We start from the raw sequence: 11,834 nt of genomic DNA, 5'->3' as shown, positions 1-11,834 counted from the left end.
CTCAATGCTCCCAGAAATAGACAGTTGCTGGCTCAGGTTCCCAAACCTTGGCGTTTTCTATGCCAGGCAGCATCGCGAGAGCGCGGTATTCCGACCCGAAGGCCACATACTGGTCGGTTTCGGCGAGAACTGCCGGCTTGCAGGCGATGGGGTCACGGACCACGCCGAAGCCTGATTTGGTGCCAACGACAAAAGTGAAGAAGCCATCCAGATCGCCGAGTGTGTGCTCCAGCGCTTCGCCAAGCTTCATACCGTGAGCCATCTTCGATGAAAGATAAGCAGCCGCCACCTCGGTATCATTCTCGGTTTCGAACTTCATGCCTTCGCGCTTGAGTTCACGACGAACGTTGTTGTGGTTTGACAGCGAGCCGTTATGAACCAGACACTGGTCCGGCCCCGTGGAAAACGGATGGGCGCCCATGGTCGTCACCGCCGATTCGGTGGCCATACGGGTATGACCGATGCCGTGCGTTCCAATCATCTTGGACAGGCCGAAACGATCGACCACGTCCCCAGGCAAGCCCACTTCCTTGTAAATTTCGACGTTATCGCCCGAACCCATGACGCGGATCGATGGCCTGATCTCGCCAAGCGCCGCACGGGTCGCATCGATCCGGTCTGAGGGGACGTCGATGACGGCATGCGTCGAATTGACAGCGACCTTGACCTCGACGCCAATCTTCTTGCGCAGCTCCGCTGCCAATCCGGCAAAATCGGACTGCGGCGACTGCGACTGAATGGTGACCTTGGCGCGGCCAGGCGTGGCAGGTCCGTAGATAGCAATGCCCGCACTATCAGGTCCGCGATCCGTCATAGAGATCAACATCTCGGACAACATCGCACCCAATTGGGGTTGAAGCGATTTGTCCTTCAAAAAAAGCCCCACGATTCCGCACATGACGGCCACTCCATAGTGATTGCAGCTGACAATTTTGGTAGCAGGTCCAAATTGGCAAATCAACTGTCATGAATTTTTTTTTCCTGAGGGAGAAATAAGCGGACACCATTTTTTTCTCGCATACAGGCCAGAACCATACCCAACTGATGATAGCAGCGAGAGCCAACTATCTGCTTTTTATAGAAATTCTCGAAGGCTGCCTGACAAGGCTGGCGAAGGCGTTGACGAGAATAGGCAACGCCGCTGGGTTAAGGGCCTCAGTCGGCCACAAAATAAACCCGTGTTCCCGTGGTCCTCTGCCCAGCTAATCCTGTCCGCCGCTCTGCGGATACGAGATGATGGAAAGGTAGCGCATTGGAAGTTTGATCAGTTCTTCCGGTCCGTGCGGGGCATCAGCATCGAAGAACAAGCTATCGCCAGGCAACATGCGGTAGAGCTTGCCGCCGTGGCGATACACAACCTCGCCCTCGAGCATGTAGAGAAATTCCATGCCATCATGCTGGAACATTGGAAAGACGTCGGAGTCTTCCGTCAAGGTAATGAGGTAGGGCTCGACCTCGACTCCGCTGGTGTTCGAACCGATATGGCCAAGCAAGGTGTACTGATGACCTGCCCGGGTGCCACGCCGTTCAACGTCCATGCCCTCGCCTGCCTTGACGAAAACAGCGTTTCGATCCTCCTCGAAGCGTCGAAAAAAGGCCGTGATCGGCACGCCCAGGGCATTGGAAAGCGTCTGTAGCGTCGTCAAGGACGGTGATGTTATCCCGTTCTCGATCTTCGACAGCATGCCGAGCGAGATATTCGTGGTGCTCGCAAGGTCCGCGACAGTAATGCCCAGTTTCTTGCGAAAGGCTCGGACCTCGCGACCGATCGCAAGCTCAAGGACTTTCTCCCTGGCATCGCGAACGGCATGGGGATCCTGGGACAAGACAGCAGAACGTGGGACGGCTGGCGCCGCGGGCGGTTTGCCCTCTGGCTCGTTGACAGACACCTTGGCGGCCGTCACAAGCTTTTTGACTTTTGCCATTTCGAACCGCCCAAATCCCAGACCCTACGATTTCACTTTAGGTAAACATATTTGCCACACCTTACAATACGCCGACTCCTGGCACTGGGCACGGCTGGCTGTCATCGAAGCGTTGTTAAAGGGTGCCGGCACTATCCGGGCGCCCGAGGACACTGAAGGTCAGCGCATCAGGACAATCTGAATATCGGCAACATTGGTGCCGGTCGCGCCGGTAATCAACAAGTCCCCTGAGCCAGCAAGCGCCCGGTAGGAATCGTTGTTCTCCAGGCTGCCGAGGGGATCGAGGCCCGTCTTCCGCATCCGGTCAAGCGAGCCAACATCAACTATGCCGCCCGCTGAATCCGTCGGTCCGTCAAGACCGTCGGTTCCACCACTGAGAAAAACCCATGGTCTGCGTATAGGCAAATGTTCGTTCAGCAGAGCAAAGCATAAGGCGAGTTCCTGATTACGCCCGCCGGTCCCACTACCCCTCACCTTTACGGTGGTTTCCCCGCCAAAGACCAGTGCCACAGGCGCATTGTGTTCGGCGGCCGTGCGTGCGCGTTTGTGGAGCGTGGCTGCAGCAGCAAGGACATCTCCGCAAAGCCAGTCATTTGGGTGAACCACGGAATGAAACCGGATGCGGGCCTTGTCAGCTACCCTTCGCTGACTGATCAGATTGCTCCCGACAATGACATTCTCGACATTGTCGAAATCATACGCGGCCTCGTGAGGTACCGCTTGGAACTCATCAAGCCGGCAATTCAAAGCGGTGGTTAACTTCGGCCGCAGTCCATATTTATCAAGCACCTCAACTGCTCGTCGGGCCGAGACATCGGGCATCGCGGTCGGTCCGCTGGCGATTGCCGAGACTTTGTCGCCACGAACGTCCGAGAGAATTAATGATAATACGCGGGCTTTTCCCGCCAAACGGGCAAGCTGGCCGCCCTTAAGTCGCGAGAACAATGGCCGGACGGAATTGATCTCGCCAATGTCCGCCCCGGAGTGAACCAATACTTTGTTGAGGGCTATCTTGTCGGCGAGTTCGATGCCCAACGGCGGCGCACACAGCAAGGCCGAGCCGCCACCGCTGACCAGAACAAGAACCAGGTCGCCGTCCCGCGCGCCCGCAACGGCATTCTCGATCGCCGCTGCGCCCGCAATGCTGCCCTGATCCGGGATCGGGTGGCCGCCGGTGATCACCTGGACCCCATCAATGGGGTCGATGTTCTCGTGATTGGTGAGGGCGATGGCCCTCTCCAACTTGTCGCGGACAAAAGGCAGGGCAGCCCGCGTCATGGAGCAGGCTGCCTTGCCGAAGGCGACCAGAATGATCCGCGACGCCCGCTCGAGCAGCTCACTGCGCTCAAGCAACGCCGCGGACACTGCGTGTTCAGGATTTGCTGCCGCCACGCCGTCGCGAAACAGGGCTACAGCCTCTTGGCGAAGGGCCTTGAGCACGCCAGCCGATTGGATGACCACCTAGGTCACCCTGTCGGGCGGTTGACGCCCCTCGGAGAAGGCGATCAGGTTGTCCACCGCCTTCATCCCCATCGCCACGCGTGTCTCTTCGGTGGCAGAGCCCAGGTGCGGAAGCAGAACAACATTGTTCAATCGCAAGAGCCGTTCGGGGACGAGAGGCTCTTCGGCAAATACATCCAGGCCGGCGCCAGCGATGGTGCGGTTCTCGAGCGCCTGAATAAGCGCATCCTGATCGACAACGTCACCTCTGGCCGTATTGATCAGAAATCCCCCGGGCTTCATTGCGCCGATGCGCTTGACGTCGATCAAGTGTCGATTTTCGGCCCCTCCGGGGCAATGCAGCGACACGAAATCCGATCGATTGAGGACTTCTTCGATGCTTGATACCTGCGTGGCAGCCATCGCCCGGAGCTCATCATCATCCACGCGCGAGCGATTGAAGAATATGATGTCCATGCCAAAGCCGAAACGGGCACGCTTCGCAACTGCCTTGCCTATGCGCCCCATCCCGATGATGCCTAGCGTCTTGCCCGAAACTTTGGCGCCAATCATATGGGTCGGACACCATCCCGACCATTTTCCCGCCCGCAATTGGCGTTCGCCCTCGCCGGTGCGCCTCGCAACCGCGAGCAGCAAGCTCAGGGCAATATCGGCGGTGCAATCCGTCAGTACGCCTGGCGTGTTTGTCACTAGGATGCCGCGCTGCCTGGCGGCATCGAGATCGATGTGACTGAACCCAACTCCGAAATTTGCGATCAACTTGGTGCGCCCGTCCTCATCGGGAAAAACAGACGCGGGCAGCTTGTCGCTGACCGTCGGCAGAATCGCATCAAAGCCCGCCATCGCGGCCTTGAGCTGCGTCGATGTGAAAGGAATATCTCCCTGGTTCAGCGTGACGTCGAAGCGTTCCGCAAGGACGCGCTCGACAGCGTCGGGCCAACGCCTCGTCACAATTATGCGCGGCTTCATGCGAGTTCCTCGCCGGTTGGATAAGGATCGCCCGTCAAAACCAATCCCGATTGCACGAACTCGGATCAGGCGGCTTTCATTTGCTCGGCGAGCACGCCGGCCACTGTAGCGCCGAACGCGGCGGGTGTCGGCACAATGGTCACGCCGGCGTCACGCAGGATCTCCACCTTCTCCTGTGCAGACTCGCCGAAGGCGGAAATGATTGCTCCGGCATGGCCCATACGTCTTCCCTTCGGCGCAGAGAGCCCGGCGATGTAGGCGATCAACGGTTTCTTCATATTCGATCTGGCCCACTCGGCGGCCTCGGCTTCTTGCGATCCGCCGATTTCACCAATCATGACCACCGCGTCGGTGTCATCATCCTTCTCGAACAGTTCAAGAATGTCGCGGAAGGACGACCCATTGATCGGGTCGCCGCCGATGCCGACGCTGGTCGATACACCGATGCCGAGCGCCTTCATCTGCGAGGCCGCCTCATAGCCGAGCGTGCCGGAGCGGCCGACGATGCCGACGCGGCCGGGCAGGTAGATGTTGCCCGGCATGATGCCCATCAGCGCCTGTCCCGGCGTGATCATGCCGGCGCAGTTCGGGCCGATCAGCCGCATTCGGTCCTCGAAGCGGTAGCGGCGCATGTAGCGCTTTACCTGCATCATGTCCTGCGAGGGGATGCCGTCGGTGATGCAGACGCAGAGTTTGATGCCGGCGTCGGCGGCTTCCATGATCGAATCTGCGGCGAAGGGCGGTGGCACGAAGACGATGCTCGCTTCCGCGCGGGTCTCACGCACGGCGCCCTTGACCGTGTTGAAGACGGGCAGGCCGAGATGCGTCTGGCCGCCCTTGCCGGGCGTGACGCCACCAACCACCTTGGTCCCGTATCGCTGCATATCCTCGGCATGAAAACTGCCGATCTTCCCGGTAAACCCCTGGACGATGACGCGGGTGCTGCGGTTGAGCAGGATTGCCATTTTCTCGACCTCCCTCAGGCTGCTTTTTTCTTGGTGGCCGCGCGCCAGGCGGCGACGGCCTTTTCGGCGGCTTCCGCCAGCGTGTCGGCGACAATCACCGCCTCGCCTGAATCGGCCAGGATGCGGCGCCCTTCCTCGACCTTGGTGCCGGCAAGCCGCACCACCAGCGGCACGTTGACGCCGACTTCCCGTATTGCCTTGATGACGCCCTCCGCAACCCAGTCGCAGCGGTTGATGCCGGCGAAGATGTTGACCAGGATGGTCTCGACATTCTTGTCGCCAAGCACGGCGCGGAAGGATTTCGCCACCCGCTCGGGCGAGGCGCCGCCACCAATGTCGAGGAAGTTGGCCGGCTCGCCGCCGGCGATCTTGATCATGTCCATCGTCGCCATGGCGAGGCCGGCGCCGTTGATGATGCAGCCAATATTGCCGTCGAGGCCGACATAGGAGAGGCCGCGGTCGCTGGCGAAGGTTTCGCGTGGGTCTTCCTGGCTCTTGTCGCGCAGTTCGGAGATTTCCGGCCGCCGGAACAAGGCGTTCTCGTCGAACGACATCTTGGCGTCCAGGGCCATCAGATTGCCGTCTCCGGTGATGACCAATGGGTTGATTTCCAGCATCGCGGCGTCATAGTCGCGAAACACCCGATAGCAACCCAGAAGCGTCTCGGTCGCCTTTCCGATCAATTTGGTTTCCAGGCCCAGACCAAAGGCGATTTCGCGCGCCTGGTATTGCTGCATACCCGTACCGGGATCGACTGTTGCCCGAATGATCGAGTCAGGCTTTTTCTCCGCGATTTCTTCGATCTCCATGCCGCCAGAAGCGGAAGCTATGATCATGACCCTCTCGGCCTTACGATCCAGCACAAAGGCGAGATAGATTTCCTGTTGGATCTCGACCGTCTCCTCGATATAGAGCCGCGATACCAGCTTGCCGCGTGGGCCGGTCTGGTGGGTCACCAGCTTCCTGCCCAGCATGGACTCGGCGGCATCGCACACCTCCTGATCGGAAGCACAGACTTTGATGCCGCCGGCCTTGCCGCGAGCGCCGGAATGAACCTGCGCCTTGACGACCCATTTGCTGCCGCCGATTTCGCTGGCACGATACGTTGCCTGCTCGGGGCTATAGGCCAGCCCGCCGCGCGGCACATGGATCCCATGACGGGAGAGCAATTCTTTCGCCTGATACTCGTGGATGTCCATGTCGAACTCCTCCTCAGTTCTGTGCGGCTTCGCGTAAATGCATCGGACGCTCGATGGCTTCGTGCGTGACCAGGACGTTGCGCGCCATGCGTTCCGATGCAGCGTCGATCATCTTGCCATCCAGAGACGCAGCACCCTTGCCCTGCTCCTCCGCTTCCTTGAGCACTTCAATGATCCGCCTGGCCCGCGTCACCTCCTTTTCCGGCGGTGAGAAGACGTCGTTGGCGAGCGCGATCTGCGACGGGTGGATCGCCCATTTGCCTTCGATGCCAAGGGCAGCGGCGCGCCTGGCGCCGGCGATGTAGCCCTCCGGATCGGAGAAATCGCCGAACGGCCCGTCAATGGCGCGCAGGCCATAGGCGCGGCAGGCGACGGTCATCCGCGATAGCGCGAAATGCCACTGGTCGCCGGGATAGTCGGGATTGAGGCCGCCAATGTTGACGGTGCGCGCCTTGCAGCTTGCCGCATAGTCGGCGACGCCGAAATGCATGGCCTCCAGCCGGCCGGGCGTGGCGGCAATCGCCTCGACATTGGCCATGCCGAGCGCGGTCTCGATCAGCGCCTCGAGGCCGACGCGGGTCTTGAAACCCTTGGCCATCTCGATCTGGTTGACCATGGCCTCGACCATGTAGAGATCGGCCGGGACGCCGACCTTGGGCACCAGGATGGTGTCCAGCCGGTCGCCGGCTTGCTCCATCACATCGACCACGTCGCGGTACATGTAATGGGTGTCCAGCCCGTTGATGCGCACCGAGACGGTCTTGCCCTTGGCGCGCCAGTCGATGTCGTTGAGCGCCTGGATGATGTTCTTGCGGGCGCGTTCCTTGTCGGGCGGCGCGACCGCGTCCTCGATGTCGAGGAAGACGAAGTCGGCGGCGCTGCTGGCCGCCTTGTCGATCATTTCCGGGCTGGAACCGGGAACCGCCAGCTCGCTGCGCTGCAGCCGCAATTTTTTCAAATGGTTGATGGTGTGGCTCATCGTCGGTTCCCCTCAGGCGGCTTCGGCGACCGGCATCGCGGCCGAGGCGCGGAAATGCTGGATGGCGGCGCCGACGCCGGAGCCCGGCGCCAGCTTGACGCCGCAGTCGAGCAGCGCCAGTTCGGCGGCGGACAGTGACGCCAGAACCATCACCTCGTTCAGCCAACCGAGATGACCGATGCGGAAGACCTTGCCCATCACCTTGTTGAGGCCGCCGCCGAGCGAGGTCTGATAGGTCTGGTAGGCGCGCTTGACGACGTCACCGCTGTCGATGCCTTCCGGCACCAGGATGGCGCTGACGGTGTCGGAGTGCCATTTCGGCGCCTTTGCGCACAGCTTCAGGCCCCAGGCGTCGACCGCCTTGCGCACGCCTTCGGCGAGGCGATGGTGACGGGCGAAGATGTTGTCGAGCCCTTCCTCAGCGATCAGATCGAGCGAGGCGCGCAGGCCGCGCAGCAGCTGTGTCGCCGGCGTGTAGGGGAAATAGCCGGCATCGTTGGCGCGGATCATGTCCTCGAACGAGAAATAGCAGCGCCGATGGGTCGCCTCTCTAGAGGCGGCGATGGCTTTTTTGCTGACCGATAAGAATCCGAGACCCGCAGGCATCATGAAGCCCTTTTGGGAACCGCTGACGGCGCAGTCGACACCCCATTCTTCCTGTCGGAAATCGATTGAGCCGATCGATGACACACCGTCGACGAAGAGCAGCGCAGGATGACCAATCGCGTCGAGTGTGGCACGGCAACCAGCGACATCACTGGTCACGCCGGTGGCGGTTTCGTTTTGCGTACAGAACACCGCTTTGATCTGGTGCCCCTTATCGGCCTTCAGCCGCTCGGCGTAGAGCTCGAGCGGAACACCGGTCCCCCACTCGCAATCGATTGCATCCACAACGAAGCCGAGACGGTCGGCCATGTCGATCCAAAGGTGCGAGAACTGGCCGAACCGTGACATCAGCACCCCGTCGCCGGGGCTCAGCACGTTGGTCATCGCCGCTTCCCAGGCGCCAGTGCCTGACGAGGGGTATATGAAGACGCGGCCGGTCTCGTTCTTGAACACCTTCTTGATGTCTTCAAACAACGGCAGCGTGAATTCCGGAAATGATCCGGCGCGCATGTCCTCCATCGGAACATTCATCGCCTGCCGGACCCGTTCAGGAACGTTGGTCGGTCCTGGGATGAAAAGATGGTTGTATCCGGCCATGACAGATTCTCCTCATATCGGCTTGGCGAATCCCGGCTCTGAAGGCATCGCCTGGTTCCGATTGGAGCATAGATATCTCGGCCCATTCGAAACAACACCCATCCGGGGAGAAAATACAAAGATCCCGCCTCGAAATAGGCCCATATGAGCACTCCATCATGACCCAAAAGGGTAGGACAAACCTACCCTTTTCAATTATACCGCACGCAAGACCACTGACAGTTATCAGTATGACTGTCTGTACTAGCCAGAGAAATTTGTGAATGACTTCGATGTTTTTTTTACAACTAGAATTTTAAATAATATTGACCTGAGGTGCCGATATCTCTTTGGAACAATAAATCCGAGATAATATTTTTTGAATTATATTTTCCATCCGGAGCGAATCGACGTGATTGAGCGCCAGCTCGTCACTATGCATCTGTCGACGACAGGTGCGGCGTTGATGGCACATGGCCAACAACAGTCGGCTCCCGTTTGCAAACGTGGTCCGACCCGCTTCAAGCGATCTCTGAGCCTCTGGCGGAACCAGAACGACCAGTGCATCGAGCATGCGCCGGGGAAGCAGGTCCTTGCAATCACTCATTCGGCAGAAAACGGAGCTGATCGTCACATGCTGACCGTCAACCGCAACCGACGGTTCGTCGGCCTCAGCCGCCCATTCTTCGTAAGAATCCAATGCATCCTGGAAAGACAAATGAAGCCCGAATGGGGCATGCCCGTCGTGAAGCGGCGGCAGAAAGCGCGACGCCTCGCATGAGCCACGTTGATGAAATCCGCCTGGGCAAACGTTGGCAATTTCCATGGAAATGACGAACTCCGCGCTCGGCGTTTCGCAAAGACATGCCTGCATATAGCACCTGTCTCGCAGGAGACGTTCTGCCTTTATCGGCCCAACCATAGCTTAACCAAACGAATACTACAAATAATATTTCTTTCTTAAAAGGAATATTTCTAAATCACCGGCGGGTGCGTGTTCGACCCAAAAGCGTGCTGCATCGCGGGCGTCTGGCGCGCGAAATCGGACAGGCGCATGCTGGAGCCTGATGGCAAGAACAAACCCTGCGTGAAGCGGCCTTCTTCAATGACCGACCGCCTGCGCCAGAACGTGGAGTGAATGACACCAGGTCGTCTGCCGGACTTAGCGGATAGTTTGCGGCACGCCCCGCTTCTTCTCTGCAGCATACAGCGCCACGGCCATAGCACGATTGCGTGCATCGAGCTTGTCGTAGAGATTTTTCAGATGGTATTTGACCGTGTTTTCGGAAAGACCGGTGCGCGTCGCGATCTGTAGATTGGTCCAACCGTCCGCCAGAACGGCCAGCAACTCTCGCTCCCGCGGTGTAAGTTTTGACAACGGTGTATCGTTAATTTTGGCGACATCGATGAAAGGTATGCAGATCCTGCCTCTCGCGACGACGAGTAACGTTTCGAAGAGAATACATGGATCGTCGAACTGATAGCAAAAGCCTTGTGCTCCCATGCGAACGCACTGTTTCAAAATGGCGGTGTCGTGCTCATTGGAGAAGACCACGACACGCACGTGAAGCTCGAGCCTTCGCAACGCGGCCAGGACCTCGCCACCATCCATATCTGACAGCTTCCAACCGACGACCGCGACATCAAAGGCGCAGACCGGCTCGGAAGCCGCCTTGATGAAGGCTTCCCCGCTCTGAACGCATTGTGCGAGTTCAAAACGCTGATCCTTGTTTATCATGTCGCAAAGGGCACTTAAGACCAGCGGGTTGCGGTCCGCGATCATAACCTTGAATCTGTTCACTTCGGCCATGGGTATTGTCGATCCTGAACCCGGTTTAATCGTAGATGGGGAACCTGCGCACCAGCGTGCCCACTTCTTCGCGAACTTCGTTCTCGACGGCCTTGTTGCCTTGTTCCCCGTTTGCCAGAAGCCCGTCGACAACCTTCATCGTCAATTTCCCTACCTGACGAAATTCTTCGGCCATGAAGCCGCGCGTCGTACAAGCGGGGGTCCCGAGCCTGATCCCAGAAGTGACTGCAGGGGTCTGCGGATCGAAGGGGATACCGTTCTTATTGCAGGTGATGTGAGCGCGACCGAGAGCGGCTTCCACAGTCTTTCCGGTCAATTGCTTGCGGCGCAGATCGACGAGCATCAGATGGGTGTCCGTGCCGCCGGACACGATGTCCACCCCACCAGCCGCGATGGTTTCGGCCAGAGCCTTGGCATTTGCGACAACATTGGCGGCATAGGTTTTGAACGCGGGCTTCAACGCCTCACCGAATGCAACCGCCTTGCCTGCGATAACATGCATCAAGGGTCCCCCTTGGATGCCTGGAAACACCGACGAGTTGATCTTCTTCCCAATCTCCTCGTCATTGGACAGCACCATGCCACCGCGCGGACCTCTCAGCGTCTTGTGCGTGGTGGTGCTCACGACATGCGCGTGCTGCAACGGATTGGGATGTACCCCGCCTGCAACCAGACCGGCAAAATGGGCCATGTCGACAAAGAGTTTGGCGCCAACTTCGTCACAGATGTTGCGGAAGATTTCGAAATCGATGATGCGAGGATAGGCCGAGCCGCCAGCCAGAATGAGTTTCGGCCGATGCTTGATTGCGAGATGACGCACCTCATCATAGTCAATCCGCTGATCCTGCGGCCTCACGCCATAGGAGACAACGTTGAACCACTTACCCGATTGGCTGACTGGAGATCCGTGAGTGAGGTGGCCGCCGGCGGCAAGGTTGAGCCCCATGAACGTGTCACCCGGCTGCATCAGCGCCATGAAGACCGACTGGTTCGCCTGGCTGCCAGAATTGGGCTGCACGTTGGCATAAGTGCAGTCGAACAGCTCCATGGCACGATTGCGGGCCAGTTCTTCTATCTCGTCGACATACTGGCAACCGCCGTAGTAACGCCGGCCAGGATATCCCTCGGCGTATTTGTTGGTCAGGACAGACCCTTGGGCCTCCAGCACCGCCTTTGAAACGATGTTTTCCGAAGCGATCAGTTCGATCTCGTCCCGCTGCCTTTGCAGTTCACGATTCATCGCGGCGTCGACGGCCGGATCGGATTCTGCAACGCCTGTGCGAAAGAACTGGCCGAGGCTGCCAAGGTCCGGTCTTGTCGGAATATTCATTTGTGTCCTCCTTA

The 11,834-nt window shown here is 59.0% G+C and carries 11 protein-coding genes; 1 reads left to right on the top strand and 10 read right to left on the bottom strand.

Annotated elements, in window-relative coordinates:
• Position 1 precedes the first annotated feature (1 nt).
• From EN808_RS28890 to EN808_RS28855, 8 genes are all read right to left on the bottom strand, one after another.
• Complete coding sequence (locus tag EN808_RS28890; RefSeq protein WP_135917458.1) at positions 2–898, bottom strand: glutamine amidotransferase family protein; 897 nt, start codon at positions 896–898, stop codon at positions 2–4.
• A gap of 304 nt (positions 899–1,202) precedes the next feature.
• Entirely contained in the window at positions 1,203–1,925 is a 723-nt protein-coding gene (locus EN808_RS28885) for an XRE family transcriptional regulator (RefSeq protein ID WP_135917456.1), read from the bottom strand.
• Positions 1,926–2,084: 159 nt separating this feature from the next.
• Positions 2,085–3,386 (bottom strand): DUF4147 domain-containing protein, encoded by a 1,302-nt coding sequence (locus tag EN808_RS28880; RefSeq protein WP_135917454.1) that lies wholly within the window; start codon positions 3,384–3,386, stop codon positions 2,085–2,087.
• Positions 3,387–4,355, bottom strand: a complete 969-nt coding sequence (locus tag EN808_RS28875) for a D-glycerate dehydrogenase (RefSeq protein WP_135917452.1) — start codon at positions 4,353–4,355, stop codon at positions 3,387–3,389.
• A 65-nt stretch (positions 4,356–4,420) separates the two neighbouring features.
• A complete protein-coding gene (gene sucD / locus EN808_RS28870; protein ID WP_135880818.1) occupies positions 4,421–5,320 on the bottom strand; it encodes a succinate--CoA ligase subunit alpha in 900 nt (299 codons plus the stop codon).
• Positions 5,321–5,334: 14 nt separating this feature from the next.
• Entirely contained in the window at positions 5,335–6,519 is a 1,185-nt protein-coding gene (locus tag EN808_RS28865; RefSeq protein ID WP_135880819.1) for a malate--CoA ligase subunit beta, read from the bottom strand.
• Positions 6,520–6,532: 13 nt separating this feature from the next.
• Positions 6,533–7,498: a CoA ester lyase gene (locus EN808_RS28860; protein ID WP_135917450.1), complete on the bottom strand. Its 966-nt coding sequence runs from the start codon at positions 7,496–7,498 to the stop codon at positions 6,533–6,535.
• A 12-nt stretch (positions 7,499–7,510) separates the two neighbouring features.
• The gene (locus EN808_RS28855) at positions 7,511–8,701 is read right to left on the bottom strand and encodes an aminotransferase class V-fold PLP-dependent enzyme (RefSeq protein ID WP_135917448.1); all 1,191 of its coding nucleotides are present in this window, start codon (positions 8,699–8,701) and stop codon (positions 7,511–7,513) included.
• Between the two features lie 358 nt (positions 8,702–9,059).
• Between EN808_RS28855 and EN808_RS36480 the strand changes: the two genes are divergently transcribed.
• Positions 9,060–9,461: a hypothetical protein gene (locus EN808_RS36480; protein WP_189522235.1), complete on the top strand. Its 402-nt coding sequence runs from the start codon at positions 9,060–9,062 to the stop codon at positions 9,459–9,461.
• Between the two features lie 381 nt (positions 9,462–9,842).
• On the opposite strand, the gene EN808_RS28845 is transcribed toward EN808_RS36480, so the two are convergent.
• The gene (locus EN808_RS28845) at positions 9,843–10,490 is read right to left on the bottom strand and encodes a response regulator transcription factor (protein WP_135906892.1); all 648 of its coding nucleotides are present in this window, start codon (positions 10,488–10,490) and stop codon (positions 9,843–9,845) included.
• A 25-nt stretch (positions 10,491–10,515) separates the two neighbouring features.
• Positions 10,516–11,820 carry a serine hydroxymethyltransferase gene (gene glyA / locus EN808_RS28840; RefSeq protein WP_135906890.1) on the bottom strand — a complete coding sequence of 435 codons (1,305 nt, stop codon included), beginning with the start codon at positions 11,818–11,820 and terminating at the stop codon, positions 10,516–10,518.
• Positions 11,821–11,834 lie beyond the last annotated feature (14 nt).

The sequence above is a fragment of the Mesorhizobium sp. M8A.F.Ca.ET.165.01.1.1 genome (assembly GCF_004792065.1).
In the GTDB taxonomy this organism is placed as follows: domain Bacteria; phylum Pseudomonadota; class Alphaproteobacteria; order Rhizobiales; family Rhizobiaceae; genus Mesorhizobium.
This window is presented reverse-complemented; position numbering and strand designations above follow the sequence as displayed.

What these genes read in the sequence shown, in the direction of transcription:
- EN808_RS28855 (WP_135917448.1), bottom strand. Translation starts at nt 8,701, where the DNA reads ATGGCCGGATACAACCATCTTTTCATCCCAGGACCGACCAACGTTCCT.
- sucD (WP_135880818.1), bottom strand. Translation starts at nt 5,320, where the DNA reads ATGGCAATCCTGCTCAACCGCAGCACCCGCGTCATCGTCCAGGGGTTT.
- EN808_RS28860 (WP_135917450.1), bottom strand. Translation starts at nt 7,498, where the DNA reads ATGAGCCACACCATCAACCATTTGAAAAAATTGCGGCTGCAGCGCAGC.
- EN808_RS28865 (WP_135880819.1), bottom strand. Translation starts at nt 6,519, where the DNA reads ATGGACATCCACGAGTATCAGGCGAAAGAATTGCTCTCCCGTCATGGG.
- EN808_RS28885 (WP_135917456.1), bottom strand. Translation starts at nt 1,925, where the DNA reads ATGGCAAAAGTCAAAAAGCTTGTGACGGCCGCCAAGGTGTCTGTCAAC.
- EN808_RS28875 (WP_135917452.1), bottom strand. Translation starts at nt 4,355, where the DNA reads ATGAAGCCGCGCATAATTGTGACGAGGCGTTGGCCCGACGCTGTCGAG.
- EN808_RS28890 (WP_135917458.1), bottom strand. Translation starts at nt 898, where the DNA reads ATGTGCGGAATCGTGGGGCTTTTTTTGAAGGACAAATCGCTTCAACCC.
- EN808_RS28845 (WP_135906892.1), bottom strand. Translation starts at nt 10,490, where the DNA reads ATGGCCGAAGTGAACAGATTCAAGGTTATGATCGCGGACCGCAACCCG.
- glyA (WP_135906890.1), bottom strand. Translation starts at nt 11,820, where the DNA reads ATGAATATTCCGACAAGACCGGACCTTGGCAGCCTCGGCCAGTTCTTT.